Origin of the sequence: uncultured Lacinutrix sp. (assembly GCF_947500325.1) — a bacterium.
Taxonomy (GTDB): domain Bacteria; phylum Bacteroidota; class Bacteroidia; order Flavobacteriales; family Flavobacteriaceae; genus Lacinutrix.
Genome location: NZ_CANMRQ010000004.1, coordinates 39,333 through 59,220, shown reverse-complemented (window position 1 = coordinate 59,220; position 19,888 = coordinate 39,333). Strand labels below are relative to the sequence as shown.

General features: G+C 30.8%; 13 protein-coding genes. 4 read left to right on the top strand and 9 right to left on the bottom strand.

The window, feature by feature from the left end:
• From Q0997_RS06735 to Q0997_RS06725, 3 genes are all read right to left on the bottom strand, one after another.
• Positions 1-705 (bottom strand): HAD family hydrolase, encoded by a 705-nt coding sequence (locus tag Q0997_RS06735; protein WP_299886460.1) that lies wholly within the window; start codon positions 703-705, stop codon positions 1-3.
• A complete protein-coding gene (kdsB, locus tag Q0997_RS06730; RefSeq protein WP_299886457.1) occupies positions 696-1,424 on the bottom strand; it encodes a 3-deoxy-manno-octulosonate cytidylyltransferase in 729 nt (242 codons plus the stop codon). Before kdsB ends, Q0997_RS06735 begins: the two co-directional genes overlap by 10 nt.
• A gap of 104 nt (positions 1,425-1,528) precedes the next feature.
• Complete coding sequence (locus Q0997_RS06725) at positions 1,529-2,962, bottom strand: AAA family ATPase (RefSeq protein WP_299886454.1); 1,434 nt, start codon at positions 2,960-2,962, stop codon at positions 1,529-1,531.
• A gap of 123 nt (positions 2,963-3,085) precedes the next feature.
• Here Q0997_RS06725 and Q0997_RS06720 point away from each other — a divergent pair, with 123 nt between their 5' ends.
• The 4 genes from Q0997_RS06720 (at position 3,086) to Q0997_RS06705 (ending at position 6,099) form a co-directional block, all read left to right on the top strand.
• Positions 3,086-3,847, top strand: coding sequence for a hypothetical protein (locus Q0997_RS06720; protein WP_299886451.1), 762 nt, complete (start codon positions 3,086-3,088; stop codon positions 3,845-3,847).
• The gene (locus tag Q0997_RS06715) at positions 3,825-4,652 is read left to right on the top strand and encodes a DUF3822 family protein (RefSeq protein ID WP_299886449.1); all 828 of its coding nucleotides are present in this window, start codon (positions 3,825-3,827) and stop codon (positions 4,650-4,652) included. Before Q0997_RS06720 ends, Q0997_RS06715 begins: the two co-directional genes overlap by 23 nt.
• Complete coding sequence (locus Q0997_RS06710) at positions 4,652-5,206, top strand: RsmD family RNA methyltransferase (protein ID WP_299886448.1); 555 nt, start codon at positions 4,652-4,654, stop codon at positions 5,204-5,206. The genes Q0997_RS06715 and Q0997_RS06710 overlap by 1 nt, the downstream gene beginning before the upstream one ends.
• Positions 5,207-5,307: 101 nt before the next feature.
• A complete protein-coding gene (locus tag Q0997_RS06705) occupies positions 5,308-6,099 on the top strand; it encodes a hypothetical protein (RefSeq protein WP_299886446.1) in 792 nt (263 codons plus the stop codon).
• A 77-nt stretch (positions 6,100-6,176) separates the two neighbouring features.
• On the opposite strand, the gene Q0997_RS06700 is transcribed toward Q0997_RS06705, so the two are convergent.
• The 6 genes from Q0997_RS06700 to Q0997_RS06675 all read right to left on the bottom strand — a co-directional run bounded on the left by Q0997_RS06700 (position 6,177) and on the right by Q0997_RS06675 (position 19,757).
• Positions 6,177-6,953 (bottom strand): T9SS type A sorting domain-containing protein, encoded by a 777-nt coding sequence (locus Q0997_RS06700; RefSeq protein ID WP_299886443.1) that lies wholly within the window; start codon positions 6,951-6,953, stop codon positions 6,177-6,179.
• Between the two features lie 37 nt (positions 6,954-6,990).
• Positions 6,991-10,440 (bottom strand): LamG-like jellyroll fold domain-containing protein, encoded by a 3,450-nt coding sequence (locus Q0997_RS06695; protein ID WP_299886440.1) that lies wholly within the window; start codon positions 10,438-10,440, stop codon positions 6,991-6,993.
• Between the two features lie 19 nt (positions 10,441-10,459).
• Positions 10,460-12,157, bottom strand: coding sequence for a hypothetical protein (locus tag Q0997_RS06690; protein ID WP_299886437.1), 1,698 nt, complete (start codon positions 12,155-12,157; stop codon positions 10,460-10,462).
• A gap of 257 nt (positions 12,158-12,414) precedes the next feature.
• Positions 12,415-13,047 carry a response regulator transcription factor gene (locus Q0997_RS06685; RefSeq protein ID WP_299886435.1) on the bottom strand — a complete coding sequence of 211 codons (633 nt, stop codon included), beginning with the start codon at positions 13,045-13,047 and terminating at the stop codon, positions 12,415-12,417.
• Entirely contained in the window at positions 13,040-15,028 is a 1,989-nt protein-coding gene (locus Q0997_RS06680) for an ATP-binding protein (protein ID WP_299886432.1), read from the bottom strand. The genes Q0997_RS06685 and Q0997_RS06680 overlap by 8 nt, the downstream gene beginning before the upstream one ends.
• An 88-nt stretch (positions 15,029-15,116) precedes the next feature.
• The gene (locus tag Q0997_RS06675; RefSeq protein WP_299886428.1) at positions 15,117-19,757 is read right to left on the bottom strand and encodes a LamG-like jellyroll fold domain-containing protein; all 4,641 of its coding nucleotides are present in this window, start codon (positions 19,755-19,757) and stop codon (positions 15,117-15,119) included.
• Between the last annotated feature and the right edge of the window lie 131 nt (positions 19,758-19,888).

Genomic DNA, 19,888 nt, shown 5'->3' with positions numbered 1-19,888 from the left:
TTAATTAAGCAAGTTTATAACTTCATTTAAATTAGACAATGTAACATAAGGTAAATTATCATTACTATTAATTTCTACTTCTTCATGAGCCCATGTAGTATGAAATGGTATATGAATAGCCTTAGCTCCTATTTTTATTAATGGTAACACATCAGATTTTAGTGAATTCCCAATCATTAAAAACGCACTTGGCTCTATATCCAAATGTTTTAGCAATTTAGAATAATTTTCTTCTTTTTTATCACTTAATACTTCAATATGATGAAAATAATCTAGCAATCCAGATTTTTCTAATTTACGTTCTTGGTCTAATAAATCACCTTTAGTAGCAACTATTAACTTATAACTACCTGATAATATAGATAATACTTTCTCAACTCCTTCAAGTAATTCTACTGGTTTATTAATCATATCCTTACCTATCTCAAGAATTTTAGAAATAGTTGTGTTAGAAATCGTATTATTTGATAATTCTAATGCCATTTCTACCATAGATAAAACAAAACCTTTAACTCCATAACCGTAAACTGGAAGGTTTTTCATTTCCATTTTAAATAACTCTTGATCAATCTTATTTGGCGTTTCAAATTGACTTAATAGCTTAGCAAATTCTGTTTCGGCATCACGAAAATATGTTTCGTTAACCCAAAGTGTATCATCTGCGTCAAAACCAATGACCTTTATATTGTTATAATCTATTTCCACAATTTTTTTGCGCGTTCTAAATCTTCAGGAGTATCAATTTCTACACCTTGTACATTTGTTTCTACCATTTTAATACGTTTTCCATATTCTAAATAGCGAATACATTCTATTTTTTCTGAAGCTTCTAAAGTTAGCATTGGTAATGTATAAAAATCCATTAATGCCTGTTTTCTAAAAGCATATACTCCTTTGTGTTTATAATACCTCGCTTCAATATTTTTATCTCTTGGAAATGGAATTGGACTACGAGAAAAATACAAAGCAAAATCTTTTTGATCTACAATAACTTTAACCGTATTTGGATTCTCTATTTCTTCCCAATCTTTAATATGTACCATCAATGAAGCTAAATCTACTTCTTTTTTTGAATCGTCTTTAAATACTTTAATGAGTTTTTTTAAAGAATCTACTTCTGTAAAAGGTTCATCACCTTGAACATTAACGACAATGTCTACATCCATAAACTCAACGGCTTCGGCTATACGATCACTACCACATTCATGTTCTTTAATACTCATCATTGCTTTTCCACCAACTGAAGTAATTTCATTATAAATAATATCACTATCTGTAACCACAATGACTTCATCAAATAATTTTGTAGCAATAGTCGCCTCATAAGTACGAGTAATTACAGGTTTACCTTCTAAATCTTGCATAAGTTTACCTGGGAAACGAGAGGCACTATAACGTGCCGGAATCATTGCAATTATTTTCATTTATAAAACTAAAGTATTAATAATCCAAAAATATAATTTTTAAAACGAATTAATCGTCTTCATCAATTAAAAGTTTTCTTTTCGATGAAATGTTAATAGCATTGTCAATCTGCTTCTTCAAAAAAATCATCTTTAAAACCTATTAAATAGACTTTCTCTCTTGCTCTTGTTATTGCAGTATATAACCAACGTAAATAATCTTTAGTAATAATACCGTCTGGTAAATAAGGCTGTTCTACAAATACAGTATTCCATTGTCCTCCTTGCGATTTATGACAGGTAATGGCATAAGAAAACTTTACTTGTAATGCATTAAAGTGTTTATTGCCTTTAATTGCTAGAAACTTCTTATAATTACTCTTTTCACTTTCATAATCTTTTTGTACTTCTTGATATAATTTATTAGAGTCTTCATAGGTTAATGAAGGTGTTTCTGCTGTAATAGTATCTAACAGTAATACCGTTTCAAATGGTCTCATTTTTGGATAATCGACCATACGAACTTTAACTTCTGCAAAACGAAAACCATAAATTTCTTTAAAATTAAAAATCTCTAAAACCTCTATAATATCTCCATTTGCTATAAATCCTGCTTCTGTTGTTGGTTTTAGCCAAAAATAATTATTCTTTACAACCATAAGATAATCTCCAGCTGACAATTCATTCTCATTAAATAAAATACGACTTCTTATTTGTTGGTTATATAAATTAGCCCGTTTGTTACTTCTAACAATAATCGCCATATCTTCATTACCTAAAGTACTGTAAGCATCGTTTATTGCATCCATAATATCATAACCATCTACCAATCTAATAATATCTTTAAAACCCTTGAGGTTAAATTGAAAGCTATCAAAAAAACCATCAGCAATAGTTTCTCGAAGCATAGTAGCATTTTCAAGAATACCAGAATCTTGTTCCTGTCGCATCACTTCATCTAATTCCATTTTTGAAACAGATTTATTGTAATTAAGGCTTAGCGTATTTTCATCTAAAGCTGGACTAATATCTAATTTTACAGGTGGCAATTGTGCCGTATCTCCAATTAAAAGTAATTTACAATGATGCCCTTGATAAACGTATTGCATTAAATCATCTAATAACGATCCGTTAGCAAATAACTTTGAATCACCTGGTGAATCAGGAATCATTGAGGCTTCATCTACAATAAATATGGTATTTTTATGTTTATTTGGCTGTAATACAAACTTCACACTGCCTCCTCGTTCTTTTTTTGGGAAATAAATTTTTTTATGAATAGTAAATGCTTCTTTTTTAGAATAATTAGCAATTACCTTAGCAGCACGACCAGTTGGGGCCATTAATACTGCACTTTTTTTTGCTTTCCATAAATTATTAACTATAGTACCTATAATAGTGGTTTTTCCGGTTCCTGCATAACCTTTTAGTAAAAAAACGCCATTTTTATCTGTTTCAAAAATAAATTCAGAAAGTTGTAATAATAAAATATCTTGTTTTGATGTTGGTTTAAATGGAAACTGTTGTTTTATAAGGGTATAAAATTCAGATTTTGTCATTTACAGTAGATTATTTATTATTTTTATCCAAATATATAAATGATTTTTACTCTTATGGTTTTTACGAATAAAAAAAAATTGTAGATTTGCCGTAGACCATTTAATTAAATTAACAGAACAAACATGATAAAATTTATTATTATTACAGTAGTTGTAGTATTACTAACAATTGGTATAGTTAAGCTTATTGATAAATATATCCCAGCAAAATTTAAGCGTATAGTAACTTTAGCTTTATGGGCATTAATATTCTTTTTAGGTTACATTACTTTTATGTCTGTTTACAAGCCTATAAAATTTAATCAAGTAAAAGAAAAGCGCTATGCTAAAGTAATTGAAAACTTAGTAGATATTAGAGACTCTCAATTAGCTTATAAAGAAGTTAATGGAAAGTTTACTGGAAACTATAGTGAATTAGTAAATTTCATTGAAAACGGAAAATTTGCTATCATCGAAAGAAGAGATAGTAGTGTTATTGATGAAGAATTAACTAAAGCTTATGGAGGAGTTGAAACACGTAAAGAAATTACAATTATTGATACTTTAGATTTTGTATCGGTTAAAGATTCTTTATTTAAAAACTCTAATCGCTATAAAACCATGATGAATGTTCCTTTTGGAAAAGAAGGTACTAAGTTCACATTAAAAGCTGGAACTTATAGTGATGAGGAAGATCCAGAAGAGAAAGATATGCTACCGGTTTTTGAAGCTATGGTTTTAAAGAAAGATATTTTACATGATCAAGAACCAGAATACATTCTTCAAGAAAATCAAGTTGTATCTGTAGATGAAATTAATGGAGATGCAATTAAAGTTGGTTCTATGGAAGAAGTAAAAGTAAATGGTAACTGGCCAAAACTTTATGACCCTAAAGCAAAAAAATAGTTCTATACAAGAATTAAATAATAAAGAGCTGTCCATTCAAATAAGTTTGAATGGACTTTCTTTTTGTATTCTAAACCCATTAACGCAAAATATTTTAAGTCTTAGACATTTTAAACAAGCTCAAAAGCAGACGCCTTTTGAGTTGTTAGATACAGTAAAACATCTATTTAATACAGATATTGACCTTAATGGGCCTTTTGATAAAATAACAGTAATTCATGTAAATGAATTGGCAACATTAGTACCTAAAGCTCTTTTTAATGAAGATGCTATAGCAGATTATCTTAAGCTTAATTCTAAAATATTAAAAACAGATTATATTACTTATGACACTATTCTAAGTAATGAATCTATCAATGTCTATGTTCCTTACGTTAATGTAAATAATTTTATTTATGAGAAATATGGAGATTTTACATTTAAACATTTTTCAACTATTTTAATTGAGTCTCTTTTAGCAATAGAAAAGAATTCTAATGACACAAAGCTATATATAAATGTTAATACTAATCACTTTGAAATTATAGCTCTTAAAGAAGGTAAATTGTTACTCTATAATACATTTGAATACATTACAAATAATGATTTCATTTATTACATTCTTTTTACAGCAGAACAACTAGGCTTTAATCCTGAAACATTAAATTTAGTTTTTTTAGGAGATATAAAAGAAGGAGATAATTTATATAATATAGTCTATAAATATATTAGGCATGTTAGTTTTGGTAGTAGGATGGATACTTTTTCTTTTACTAAAAACCCGGCAAGCACATATTCAGATTTCACACTTATAAAAAGCTTATAATGCGTATAATATCAGGAGAATTTAAAGGGAGAAGAATCACTGCTCCCAAGAAATTACCAGTAAGACCTACTACAGATATGGCTAAAGAAGCCCTTTTTAATATTCTTAACAATCAATATTATTTTGATGATATTAGTGTACTTGATTTGTTTGCAGGTACAGGTAGTATAAGTTATGAATTTGCGTCACGTGGTACACAAAACATTTTAAGTGTAGATGGTGATTTTGGCTGTGTTCGCTTTATCAACGACACTGCAAATAGCTTTGAAATGCCTATTAAAGCAATGAAAAGCGATGTCTTTAAATTTTTAGAAAATACTAAACAACAGCATACAATTATTTTTGCAGATCCACCATATGATTTTTCTCTTGAAAAATTTTCTAAAATTCCAGATTTAGTATTTAAAAATAATCTACTCGAGAATGAAGGGCTTTTAATTGTTGAACATTCTAAACATACAGATATATCACATTTAAATCATTATAGTTATTCTAAAAACTATGGTGGGAGTATGTTTAGCTTTTTTGAAATAATTACAAATAACGATGAGTAGTTTTTTTTATTAGAAACTCTAGTATACTTTTCTTTTTTAGTAGCATTCTTTTTATATATTAGCGGGAATAATTTATAACATTAACCCTAAAATCTAATAAAATGAAAGTACCAACTATTTTTAAGTTTGTATTGACAATAGCTCTATTGTCTTCTATTACTGGAAATTCTCAAGAAAAAAAGGTAACATCTATATTGAAATCTTACATTGAGGCTTCAAATAATTTAAGTGAAACTAAAGATATAAATAATGTATTATCCTTATTCGATAAACAATATAAAAATAATATTGCCTATGTTGGATTAACAGGTGTTGTAAATAAATCTACCATAAATTTTGATCAATTGTCTAAACAATTATCTGATAATTTAAAAAACGAAAACTATAATTTCAAAATGTCTATTGGAGATATAATCTATGAATCGCAAAAGCAAAAAGCAGGAACTGTTTCTGCTCTTATAAATTTTGAATCAAAAATTGAAGGTAAAATAGCAGAAAAAGGTACAATTTTAATGAATATTGTAACGTCTCTAGTACAAGATGAATGGAAGATTATTAATAATAACACTGTAAGAGTTTCTGAAGCAAGTGAAATAGGTAATTGTGTATGTTATTTATTTTCAAAGGGAGAATCTTTCTTTAATGCTGAAACATACTACCCAGCAGGAGTTGAATACAATAGAGAGTATAAGTCATATAGAGTAAGTATTAAAGATGGGAAACGTACCATTGTTAATAGAGGTAATAATGATAAAACTTTTGTTTGGGCAGAAAATGGAGATATATTAGATGATGGTGTTAAAATTGGTACTGCTGAAACTTCAGATAAAGCTGTACAAGTAGTATTATCGTCAGTATACGGAGAAACTTGTACTAAAATTAATTTTAGTTAAAAGTCTAATCCTTCAAAAAATAAAAAAGCCAATTGAAATTTCAATTGGCTTTTTTATTTTATAAAGACTAATTTAAATTAGTCTTTAATAAGCTTTATTGTTGTACTTGCTTCTTCTGTACTTAACTTAACAAAGTAAACTCCAGATTGTAATGCACTTATATTAACAGTCTCTAAGTTATTTACTGCTGTCATTACTTTTTGTCCTGAAATACTATAAATCTCAACACTTTTTAAGTTATTTTCTAAACCTTTAATTATTACAACATTTTTTGCTGGATTTGGAAATATTGAATACCCTGTTAATTCATTATCAACAGTACCTAATGTTGAAAAACTATATGTTGTAGTTCCTGTTTGACCTGCATAGTTATCTGTTGCTGTATCCACAAGATTCCCTGATAATGTACCTATAAAGAATGAATTAAAAATACTTGGCGCAGCCATAGCTAACGATGATGCATTATCTAATAATGTTATAGATCCAGAGGTTGGAGAACCATCAACATCAAATGTTGTTAATACAATTGGTGTCCCTGCTGTATGTGCAGGTAATACTATATCTTGTACTAGATTAAATGCAATAGCATCTTCAGCTGTATTAGGTGCTGGTAAAGATGTAAACACTGGTACAGAATAACCTCCTGTTACATTAGAAATAGTAACTCCATCTGGTAATAATACAGTAAAGTTTTGATCATTAATATATGGATGTGGTGCAGTAGAATTAAAATCTGGAACTGCTGCTACAGAATAGTTATAGCCACTATTCTGGAGAAGTGTCAATTCATACGATTGAGCCCGTAGTGTTAGTCCAAACGTTAAAGCTAGTAATAATAGTAATTTTGTTTTCATTGTTTTTTGTTAATTGGATGTGTAAATTGTTTTTGTTTTAGTTAGCTCCTTCCGGTAATTGCTGTGTAAATAGATATGTTGATGTTGGTGGACCTCCAAATATAGAATTAGATGGATTGTTAAAAATATTGTTCCTAACATGTGATACATCACTCACTGTACCAGAATATATCGTTACTCCATTCATATCTACATCAGTTCCATAATACCCTTGCGATGGATAACTGGCTACTGGTGGACCTCCAAATACAGAGTTATTAGGATCATTAAAGACTTGACTTCTTATTCCTGGAACATCAGATAATGCTCCTGAATAATTTAATCGTCCATCTCCATTTGTATCTCCTGCCCACATTGCCACTACTCCATTTGGCATACCAAATGTGGTTTGCGCATTGGTACCAAATGTAATTTGATTATTATCATTAGTAAAATCTATAAATACTGCTGAGTTTGATGTTAAAGCGTTTGTATTTATAATACCTAAATGATTTCTATGCTTTATAGCTACAAAATAGTCTTCTGGATTTTGATAAAACACTAATAATGATCTACCATCTATATCAACAACATCTCCATCTCTTTGTAATAAAGCAGACCGCGATGCAATAACTATAGTGTTATCTGTTGCAGAACGCAATTCTACCCATACCCAATCTACAATATCATTAGCTATTGTTCCAACTCCAGATGTGCCTCCTCTATTAAAAACAGTTGCAGCACAGGTTAAACTATCTGAATAAGGACTAGTTGTTGGTAATAGACCGTTATCTCTTAAATTATCTCGCATTAATGTTTCTTCACCAACTATCGGATTAATAAAAGCGCCTTGTAAAAACACTTTAGATGATATTACGGAAGAACCTCCTTGAAGTATATAGGTTTGATCTAAAATTTCTAATTGACATTCTACTATTTGAAAAGCTCCTTTTGTCCAACTAGTAATTGCATCCATGTTAGTTAATACTTGATTATTACCTGTAACAAGATTTCTTGTTATTAAGCCAGATGCTTCATCAAAATTATAATACCCTATTAAACCAGATTCATTACCTTCTAAAGGCATGTTCATTGTATTTTGAATATCTGTTTGTGTCTTTACTGTATTCCAAAAACGTAATTCATCAATAGCTCCATCAAAACTCTCAACAGGAGTTACAGGTGAACTTCCTATGGCATGCTGCGTTGCATTAAAAGTTATGTTTCCAGTTTTTGAATCTGCCCCTATTAAATTGCCGTCTAAATATACATATCTATTGGCTCCATCATATACTGCAGCAACATGATGCCAATTGCCATCTGTATAATCTGTAGCCGTAATTGAAATGTCTAGTTCATTGTACCCGGAAGTTGTTCTTAATCCAAAAGATAGAATAGCACCATTGTCTTGAAATGCAAATAACCAATCTAAATTTGCTATACCTGTTCCTGACTGTTGACGACTGATTTCGTAAAACGGATTTGTAGTAATATCATTAGGTTTAATCCAAGCTTCAATTGTCATAGTATTACCCGATGAAAAATCAATTGGAGCAGTTACAATAGCATCATCAATACCATCAAAGGTTAAACCAGTGGCATATTTCTCTGCTAATACATTGTAACCTCTATATCCAACGAGTGGTATAGGATCGATAAAATCCAATTGTGATCCTGTACCTGTAATTGGTCCAACAATAATAGTATCATCTAAATCGTCTCTTAAATAATAATCTACACCTACTTCTGATGAATTCATACTAACAATAATGGGCTGATTTGGTATTGTAGAACCAATTATTACAGTTTGATCTTTTATTAATTTAACAATTTTTCCTCCTGAATATGTGAAATTATTAAAACAACCAGCACCAGCAGATTGAAAAACCCTTAAAGGAATAGATTTATTAACAACAGGGATTTCTATAGATATCACACTACCATCTCCAAATAAACTTGCTAAAAAAGTATTATCATCTCCATCTCTAATAAAATAGGTAACACCTTGTTGTGTTTCTATTTCAATTGTACTCGTTGTTTCATCGCAAATTTTAGGGTCCAGTATCGTTATTGGAGCATTAACTAATTCTTCAACAGTAACAGTTATTGTATTATGCAATTCTCCTAGACAATTTAAATTATCATAAGCTACCCAATCTGTAGCAGGATTCATATTTGTTAATGTACCATGGTTTGCATTAGCCGTTTTATCATTTGCAATGATTCCAGCACCTTCATTAAAATCGTAAGTTCCAACTAAACCCGTTTCTGTTCCATCAAATGTTCTATATCTAAACCTTTGAATTTCTACTTGAGACCTAGCAATATCCCATATACGAACATCATTAATAATAGCTGTCCCATAGGTGTTAGTAATAGGTTGCCCTCCAATATTAAGACTTGTAGCGTAACTATCTATTGTTTGAGAGCCAGTATATACTTCATTATATTTTACTCCGTCTTTGAATATGAATATCTTATTATTATCCCAGGTCACTGCAATATGATGCCAATGATTTGCTACAAGTCCAACATTAGTTGTTTCAAGATCATGCATTGCTCCATTAAGTGATATTGAGAAGTATATTTCATTATTAGCGTTGATTTCTAAATGATATTGAGAAAAAGGTTCTGTAAGAGGATTTGTAGACGATTTATCAATAATAATTTGGCGTTGTCCTAAAGCATCTAACTTCACCCATGCTTCTAATGTAATCCCATTGGTAGGGTTTAAAGAAGGCGTATCTGGAATAGTAATATAGTCATCTACTCCATCAAAATCTAGTGCCCTGTTTAAATTTTCGGCAAAAACATTATATGTCTTCGTTTCTGTGATTGTTCCTGTATTAAATACTACTTGAGACTCACCAACTCCCAAAACTGGACCATCTACAATAGAATCATCTGCATCATCTCTTAAATAATAATTCACTGCAGATTCTGTATTTGACACCCTAATGATATCGTAACCTTGACAAAAAATATTGCCAAAGTTTGCGGTCACCTCTTGCTCTCTTGTTTCGGCTTCTATTGCAAAAGTATAAACAGGTTCGTCTGAGTCATTACTCGCAATAGATACTGTAGCAGAAGCACTGCTGCCTGTTATTGTACCTGTATACATTATATTAATTACAACAGAAGCGCCTGCTGGTAAAACATTACTAGAAGGTTGTGACAATACAGTGAAATCTGAAGATCCAATAATACTTACAAAATTTGGAGCAGTGTCTGTAAAAATGAGATCACTATCTCCAGTGTTTTCTATTAAAAATGTTCTTATTAGATTAGTAGAACAAAATGTCCATTCAAAATCGGTACTATGAAATAAAGATGTTGTTATAGTTCCATTAGCTATAGAGTTATTATTACCTCTTACATTTATTTCTGGACCAGCAATGCTAGCACTTTCATATTCGTATATGCCTTTATCTATTATAATATCAACAACTCGCGCATGACTTATAAGAGTAATTAATAATAAGTTTAATAAGAGTAAAATTCTTTTCATAATAAATTGTTTGTAAAAATTAATTCTTCTGATTCAACAAATCTTCTAGCTTTTGTACTTGTTGTTTTAAAAAAGCTACATCGTTATTAATTTCTGAAATTTGCTTTTTTAGTACTTTATTTTCTTCCTTTAAACCTTCTAAGATTGGAGTTGCTGCTCTTGCAGTAATTGCTGAAGCATTCTGCCAAGTAAGTATACCTGAAGCATCTGTAACTAATACTTGACCAGCTAAGCCTTTTGTTGTAGGAAAAACATATCTATTTGTAGCATTTCCGAAGGAAACTTTACCTACAAAATAACCTGCATACACATCAGGATCGAATGTACTTAACGCTGTAGCATGTATGGCATATTGTTTTCCAGAACTGGAACTGCTTATTGTAGATAATACCCCATATTTTGTGCCTGTTCCAAAACTGTGTACCATATTGTAACTAGCATAAACATCATTTGAACTAGATACTTCATTATAGTCACCGTAGTTTGTTCCTGATCCACCAAGCAGTGTATTATAGGTTCCATAATGTTTATCGTTACCATAACAATTTATCTGATTATATACGCCGTAACGTTCGCCTGTGACATAATCATTCAAATAGTTTTTTATACCGTATTTTTTTCCTGTTCCAGGACCATACACACGGTTATTAATCCCATATCTATCACTATTAGAGGTTCCAGCCACTCTATTATCTACACCATATAAATCTCCTGTAGTAGAACCCCAAACAAAGTTTTCTACACCTCGACGATCTCCTGTACCAGAAGCATATATATTATGATGTGCTCCAAAATGATCTCCATCTCCACTTCCACTAATTGTTACTTGAGAACCAATTCGCTCTCCGCTACCAGAACCTGATAATTGATTATGAAACCCTGTATGAGTACCATTTCCATTTCCACTAATTACATTGTGCACAGTAATATGTTCTCCGTCACTTGTATTTGATATTTCATTGTACATTGTTGTTAATCTTCCATCACCTGAGCCTGAAATATCATTACTCATTGCATATTTAGTCCCTGTACCATTACCTGTTAGCTGATTTCTAATACCATAATGTATACCGTTTCCATCTCCTGACACTAAAACTTGCGCTCCAAATTGTGTATCATTGGTTTCATTTGAATTGATGATCTCTGCTGCAGTTACAAAAATTGATCCTGAAGTATTAGTATTACCATTTATCTCAACCTGTAACGCTTTAGAACTTGAAGCATCATTAACTACGTCTAATGGAAAAAAAGCGTTGGTCTTTCCTATAGCAACATTACCTTGAGTATACACATCATCATTAATATTATCTGGTTCGCTAGTGGAATTTTCTTCATACCAATCATGGTCGTTAGATTTAAAAGGAATCCACGCTGGGATAGAATTATCCCAATAGTAAAAACCAGGTTCATTTGCTCCAACAGTTGTAGTTAAATAGACTAACATGGATTGTTGATCTATAGTTGGGTTTACTCCAGGAAAAGTGTCAATCCTTGGTATTAACAATCCATCTGTATTAGTAGGGTTATTTTTTATAGATGCTTGTATATCTAATTGCGCTTTTGGCATAGTAGTACTTATACCTACTTGACTCGTAGCGTTTTGAATAAAACAAAAACAGGCTATATTGCATAATAACATATGCATCCAAAAGTTGTTGTTTAAACTATATGATTTTTCATTTAAAACTTGTGCTGTTTTAGGTAACAATCTTTCCATTATGTCCTATAGATTTAGTACAAGACAAATTTCTATTTTAAGGAACTTAATAACAATTAGGGTTAACCCTAATTTTAACACAGTATAAATACTTTACAAAAGTAGTTTTCTTAATAAAAAAATCACTTACAAATACATGTAAGTGATTATAGAAATTATAGCTATTAACCATGTAATATATCGTTATAAAAATATTACAGAAACAAAACTCGGTTATTTATAGAGATAAGTCAATAAGGGTTTTCCCTAATATTTTTTTACAAAAAAAGACGGTAGTTTTCTTTTACCCAAATTAGCAAACTATGAGTTTTAGGCTCTAAACCTAATTTTACTCTAATATTTGTTCTATGTTTCTCAACCGTTTTAATAGAAACAAATAACATTTCTGCTATTTCTTTAGACGTTTTATTTTGAGCAATTAGAGTTAATGTTTTCCGTTCTGTAAGTGTTAATTTTTCTAATACTTCTAAAGGTCTTATAGTTACATTTAAATACTTTAAAATATCTTTACTAAAATAAGTTTCTCCAGATAGCACTGTTTGCAAACAGTTCTCTATTTCTTCTAAAGCAAACTCTTTTAATAGATAGCCATAAACATTTAACTCTTTGGCTTCAAAATAAAGCTCTTCGTCTTTATATAATGTGTTTAGAATTATTTTTGTTTCTATTTTATTTTGTTGACATTTCCTTGCAATTTCTATACCTGATAGCTTTGGCATATTAATATCCAGTATTGCAATCTCTGGCTTTAACTTTATTATACTGTTATAAGCCGAAAAACCATCAGATGCTGTATCTATAACAGTAAACCCTCTATCTGTCAAAAACTTCTCTAATCCACCCAATAATAGTGGATGATCATCTGCTATAAATATACTTTCTTTATACATTATTGAAAGGAATTATAAATTGGATTTTTGTGCCTTTATTTTTTTCAGAACTAATGGTCATTGTTCCATTTAAAAAATTTAAACGTTCCTTTAATGTTTTTAATCCTAAACTTCTACTATTGTAGGCTTTATCATAATTATATCCTATTCCATTATCGTTAACAGTAACCTGTATTCCATCTCTATTTTTTTTGAGTTCTATCCTACTTGCTTTTGCCATAGAGTGTTTAACAATATTTGATACGCATTCCTGAATAATTCTGTAAATGTTTATTTCTTGAGTTTCATCAAAAACCTCATCAACTTCATCAATTTCATAGGTAACAAAACCATCGGCACTCTGCTCAAATTTTTTCAAATTCATTTTTATAGCTTTTGTTAATCCAAATTCTTCTAATTGGTAAGGATGCAAATTCATAGAGATAGTTCGTACTTCTTCTATTGTTTGATTTGCAATACTCTTAATGTTTGCCATATTGCCAATTATAGATTGGTTTTTAATAAGTAATAATTGTTGACCAACACTATCATGTAATTCTGAAGCTATACGTTTTCTCTCTTTTTCCTGTTCTAATATGAGGTTTTGAGAATATTGTTCTTGCATTTTCTTTGATTTGTCTGCATAGAATTTTCCTTTTAACAGATATAAAGATGTAAATAATAATGTTAAGCCTATACCTCCAAATAACAACCAATTTCGCTTTATAATACTATCCTTTTCTAATAATGCTATATCACGATCTTTACGCTCAGATTCGTATAGATTTTGATAATATAATAAAGTATTAATTTTCTGAGTATTATAAATAGAATCACTTAGTGTATTATATTTTTCTATATGGTATAAGGCTTTTTCTTTATCACCTTTTAGTTTATACAATTCATAAAATTGCTTTTCATCATTTATTTGCTGTGTTGTATTATTCCAATCTTTAGATAAATGTTCTTGTGTTTTAAGAATATCTAATGCTTTATCATAATTTCCTTGTGATTTTTCTATTTGAATTTTTGCAACATTATAAAAAGATTGAATACGTTTATTAGTCTTTAAAATATCACTTTGTATTTCAACTTTATTAAGGAATTCTTTCGCTTTATGTAAATTACCTTGGCGAGCATAAAAATCGGCTAAACCACACTGTACTATTACTAATTGGTATGTATATACATCTGCTTTTTTAAAATACTTAGCAGCGTTTTGCAAATAATCCAACTCTTTTGTATTATCATTCCTTTTTTTAGCTTGTAATGCTTTATTATAATAAGTAGTAGCAATCGTGTTATAATCTTTCGTAGCTATAGAATATGTTAGTACTTCATCTTGGATCTTATCTGCTTCTTTTTGAAAACCATTATTACTATACAACAAAGCCAAACTATTTTTTGTATTTATTACATATTGTTGATCATCAAGATTAGTATAATAAATTATAGCAATTTCATAATCGTTGGCAGCTTTAACAAAATCCCCTTTAAAACTATATACTTGACCTCTAAAAAATGTAGCATCAGCTATATAGATAGAGTCATTACTCGTGTATTTTGCAATAGCTTTTGTATAATTCTCAATGGCTTTGTCAAAGTTGTTTCCACTATAATAATAACCACCAATCTTTTGATAGATTCCACCTATATTCTGTGAATCTTTTAATTGATCTTCATATTTCTGAATTTTTTCAAAGACTTTTAGCGCTTTTTCTGGATCTCCCATATGGTTGCGATAAATTGCAAATAAATCTATTGAGTGCATAGCGGCAATATCATACTCTTTTATTTCTATTGCTAGATCTATTAACTTCTTTGTATACTTTATGTAAACTTCATTATTTTTTCTATGAGTTAACTTTCCAATTTTATTATATAAGTCAATTTTACCTTTACTAGAAGTTTCCATTTCAAGTTTAAGAACTAACTCTTCTAACTCAGATTGAGCTACTAAAGTAGATGCGAATAATAAAAAAAAACACAATAAATATCTCATAGTTAGGTTTTGTAATAAAACTACAAATTATAAATTAATATATACATTGGGGTATTCCTTCCTATTTTATATCAAATAAATTTACTTTTTAATTATTCGCTCCTTCTGGTAATTGTTGTATAAACAAATATGTTGATGTTGGTGGTCCTCCAAACACCGAATTTGATGGATTATTAAAGATGTTGTTTCTTATATTTAACACATCACTTGCTGCTCCTGAATATACTGATACTCCATTCATATCTACATCTGTATGGTTATAACCTTGGGAAGGATAACTTGCCACTGGTGGCCCTCCAAAAACTGAATTGTTTGGATCATTGAATACTTGGCTTCGTATTATAGGTATATCGGATTGTGATCCTGAATAATTTAAACGCCCATCTCCATTAGCATCTCCCGACCACATCGCCACTACTCCATTTGGCATACCAAATATCGTTTGCGCATCTGTACCATAAGTGATTTGGTTGTTAGCATCTGTAAAATCAACAATGGTAGTCGTTTCTGACAAATAAACAGTATTCAAACTCATTATTCCTAGATGATTAAAATGTTTTATAGTTACATAAAAATCATCTAAAGACGAGGTATTAAAACTTAAAGGAGATATGCCATCTACACCTACTACATTTCCATCTCTTTGCAATAAAGCAGAAGTACTATGTAACACAGAAGTGTTTGTATTTTTATCTCTTAATTCTACCCAAATCCAATCTACTATTGCATGATCTCCAGTAACATTAAAAACAGTAGCATCGCATGTTAAAGCGTCTATATATGGGCTTGTAGTTGGTAACATTCCTATAGCACGTAAATCGTCTCGCATTAAAATCTCTTCACCTGCATTTGGATTTAAAGCAGCTCCTTGTAAATACACTTTAGGGGATAATAAAATAGTACAAGTTCTTACTATTGTTATTGTATTTGCTAATTCGCCTATAGAACAAAGATCCGAAGAGGAACCTTCTGCTGAAACAATTCCAGTAATCCAATCTTCAAATTCCATATTTAATAAGTTTCCATTGTTATTGTTCATTGAAGAATCATTGGCTATGTTACCAGTATTATCATTTAATGTATAATAAGCTACTAAACCTACTTCATTACCAACTAATTCAATGTCTTTAGCGTTTAAAATTTCTGTAGCTGTTCTCGCAACTTCCCAAATACGAACATCATCTAATTCCATTTCTCCGAAGTTTGTATTAACATGACTTCCCAAGCGTACATTTGTAGCGTATGTTGACAATGTTCCTGAAGCTGAAGTTGTATTGGTATAAGCAACCCCGTTGATATAAATACGCATAGTACTACCATCCCAAGTACAAGCTACATGACTCCAAGTATCTACGGGTAATGATGTACCTGTAGTTCTTAAGGTTTTACGACTGCCATTTATAGATAGTGCAAAATAAACTTCTCCATCATCTCTAATTTCAAACTCGTACTGATAAAAAGGTTCACTGCTAGCACTTGTTGGTGGTTTGTATATTACTGGTTTTCTATCTCCTAAACCATCAAACTTTACCCAAGATTCTAAAGTAATAGCATTGGTTGGATTTAATGATACATCATTAGGAATTTCTATGGACTCATCTACTCCATCAAATTTCAATCCATTTGTTTCTATAAGTATTGGAGATGAAAATATATTAAACGTGGTATCTTCTGTTAAAAAACCAGTATCAAAAGCCAATCCATTGCCAGTACCAGCTATTGGTCCATCTACAATGCTATCATCTGCATCATTTCGTAAAACATATTCTAAACCTATTTCTGAAGATGATGTATTAATCATATCGTTTCCTCCGGCACAAGCATATGTTCCTGTAGTTGCTGAAACTGTTATTTCAGGAAACTCTTCTCCAGTTACATTAAATGTATAAGCACTTTCATCTACATCATTGTTATTTATAGTAATAGTAGCTGATCGTACTCCTGATGCTGTAGAAGTAAATGTAATATCAAAAGTCGTAGCCGTTAATTTGTTAAGGATTAATGGCAGTGTTATTCCATTTATAGTATAATCTTCCGAATTAACTCCCGATAAGACTATTGATATAATTTCCAAATCATCTGAACCTGTATTTTCAATAGTAAATGTATTTGTTTTGGAGTTGCCAATACATTGAGTTTCAAAATCAGTTCCATCTGCAACAATAGGCGTGTTATCTCCATTTAAAATGTCTAAGTTGTTTCCCGTGATGTTTATTTCTGGAGCACAATTAACACCTATTATAGTTACGGTATTTTCTACTTCTCCTAATTGACAAAAGCTTGAATTGGTACCAATTCCAACCGTTCCATTGACCCAACTTTGAGCTCCCATATTAAACAAAGTTCCATCATTATTACTTGTAGAAGAATCGTTTGCATTAGTTCCAGCGCCATCATTTAATTTATAATAGCCGATTAAGCCTGATTCATTTCCATTGAGTTCAGTATCTTTATAATTCAAAATTTGACTTGCAGTTCTTGCTACATCCCAAATGCGAACATCATCCAAAGTTACTTGAGAGTATAAAGGAGGTTGCCAAAGACTTCCTAGACGAACTGGTGTATTATAGGAATTCATTGTTCCTAAGGCAGGTGTTGTAGCACCATAAGCAACTCCATTTATAAAAACACGCATGTCTGTGCCATCCCAAGTACTTGCAATATGTGCCCAGGTATTAGGTGTTAATGATACTCCTGTTGTTTGTAACACTTTACGTGTGCCATTAACCGCAATAGCAAAATAAACTTCGCCATTAGTTCTTACTTCTAACTCATATTCATAAAAAGGTTCCTGAGTGGGTTGACTAGCGCTTTTAGAGATTATAGGTTTTCGTTGTCCCAAAGCATCAAACTTTACCCAGGATTCTAGTGTTATAGCATTGGGAGCATGTAGCTGTCCTCCAGAAATTTGTATAAAGTCATTCACTCCGTCAAATTCAAGACCTCTTATGAGTGTTGAAGTAGAAAATATATTAAATGTGGTGTCTTCTGTTAAAACACCAGTATCGAAAGTTAACCCGTTGCCAGTTCCTGTGATTGGCCCATCTACAATGTTATTATCTGCATCATTGCGCAAGTAATAATATAAACCAACTTCAGATAAAGAGGTGTTAATACTATCACTGCCTCCACTACATTCAAAAGTACCTGTAGCTGCAGTTACAACAATATCAGACTGTCTTTTTCCAGTAATGTCAAATGTATATACATTTTCATCTGGATCATCATTGTTTACTGTTATAGTAGCTGTACGGTCTCCATCTGCCGATGGTGTAAAAGTTACATCGAAAGTAGAAGAAGCCAATGAGTTAATCGTTAATGGTAGGATAATCCCATTAATGGCATAATCTCCAGCTCCAATACCAGATAATGTAATGGAAGTCACTTCTAAATTTGCTCCTCCTAAATTTTGAATAGTATAGGTATTAGTTTTTGAGTCTCCTTGACAAAGTGTTTCAAAATCAGTGTCATCTGCTATATCTGCAGTAGTGTCACCTGATATAATATCTATGTTATTTCCTTTGATGTTTATTTCAGGAATTGGAGGAAGACTATTGTTTTTATAAATAAGAATAGTATTTTGGTTAGAAATGGCTAACTCTTCATTACCATCGTTATTTAAATCGGCAAACATCACATTTGAATTATACCCACTAAAAAATATACTAGACTGAGCAGTATCAAGGGTGAAGTTCCCTGAACCATCATTTTTATATAAATTAGTTTGGTGAACTGAAGTTGTAGGTGCTATAGTGCCAGAGATAAATACATCTAAATCTCCATCTAAATCCACATCGGACACGGCAATGTCACCATAATAGATATAGTTTGAAAAACTACTTGAAACCGAAGTAAAAACGCCTGCTCCATTGTTGGTGTACATTTTTGTGCTACTTGAACTACCAACAGCACCTCCTATAACTAAATCTAAATCTGTATCTCCATCTATGTCTACAAAAACTGAAGCTCCAGCACCATAATCTTGTATTGTACTTGATGCTACACTATCTTCTGTAAAATTACCTGAGCCATCATTAAGATACAAATACGTACTTGCTTCATTATTATACCCTGAGATTAATAAATCTAAATCGGTATCACCATCCACATCTGCAAAATCCATATCCCCATCGGATACATCATAAATTATAGCAGAGTTTATAGTGTCTTCAGTGAAATTTCCAGTACCATCATTAGTATATATTTTAGAAAGTATTGTTCCTGTACTATCTTCTCCCATTATAGCTAAATCCAAGTCCGTATCTCCATCAATATCTGCAAATTTTATAGTAGAATAATTTACTGCGACTAAATTTGCCGATTGTACCACATCAATGGTAAAAATTCCTGTACCATCATTACGATACATAGTGATTTCTAGTCCAGAGCTCGTTATTCCTGTAATTAATACATCCTGATCTAAATCACCATCTATATCTGCAAAGGAGATACTACCATCTTTACTATCAATAAGAGCTGAAGAAACACTAACGTCCTTAACAAAAAAACCTGTTCCATCATTACGGTATAAATCTGTATGGTCAAGTCCAGTAAGTATATTATTACTTGCTATAATGATATCTAAATCGTTATCACCATCTACATCTGCAAAATCAAATTTAGGCCCATCTGAATAAAAATCAAATCCAACATTTGTAGGTTCACTAAATTGGGCTTGAGCAAAAAAACTTGTAAATAATATTGTTATTAAAAATAGTAGGCGTTTCATTGGGTTGCATGTTATAAATTATACGCAACAAATATGACTTTTTTAGATACACCAATCAATTAGGGTTAACCCTACCTTTTATAAAAAAAACATTACAACAAAATGATTATCAAACAAATACAATAAAACTA

What these genes read in the sequence shown, in the direction of transcription:
- Q0997_RS06680 (WP_299886432.1), bottom strand. Translation starts at nt 15,028, where the DNA reads ATGAGATATTTATTGTGTTTTTTTTTATTATTCGCATCTACTTTAGTA.
- kdsB (WP_299886457.1), bottom strand. Translation starts at nt 1,424, where the DNA reads ATGAAAATAATTGCAATGATTCCGGCACGTTATAGTGCCTCTCGTTTC.
- Q0997_RS06715 (WP_299886449.1), top strand. Translation starts at nt 3,825, where the DNA reads ATGACCCTAAAGCAAAAAAATAGTTCTATACAAGAATTAAATAATAAA.
- Q0997_RS06685 (WP_299886435.1), bottom strand. Translation starts at nt 13,047, where the DNA reads ATGTATAAAGAAAGTATATTTATAGCAGATGATCATCCACTATTATTG.
- Q0997_RS06675 (WP_299886428.1), bottom strand. Translation starts at nt 19,757, where the DNA reads ATGAAACGCCTACTATTTTTAATAACAATATTATTTACAAGTTTTTTT.
- Q0997_RS06710 (WP_299886448.1), top strand. Translation starts at nt 4,652, where the DNA reads ATGCGTATAATATCAGGAGAATTTAAAGGGAGAAGAATCACTGCTCCC.
- Q0997_RS06690 (WP_299886437.1), bottom strand. Translation starts at nt 12,157, where the DNA reads ATGGAAAGATTGTTACCTAAAACAGCACAAGTTTTAAATGAAAAATCA.
- Q0997_RS06700 (WP_299886443.1), bottom strand. Translation starts at nt 6,953, where the DNA reads ATGAAAACAAAATTACTATTATTACTAGCTTTAACGTTTGGACTAACA.
- Q0997_RS06720 (WP_299886451.1), top strand. Translation starts at nt 3,086, where the DNA reads ATGATAAAATTTATTATTATTACAGTAGTTGTAGTATTACTAACAATT.
- Q0997_RS06725 (WP_299886454.1), bottom strand. Translation starts at nt 2,962, where the DNA reads ATGACAAAATCTGAATTTTATACCCTTATAAAACAACAGTTTCCATTT.
- Q0997_RS06695 (WP_299886440.1), bottom strand. Translation starts at nt 10,440, where the DNA reads ATGAAAAGAATTTTACTCTTATTAAACTTATTATTAATTACTCTTATA.
- Q0997_RS06705 (WP_299886446.1), top strand. Translation starts at nt 5,308, where the DNA reads ATGAAAGTACCAACTATTTTTAAGTTTGTATTGACAATAGCTCTATTG.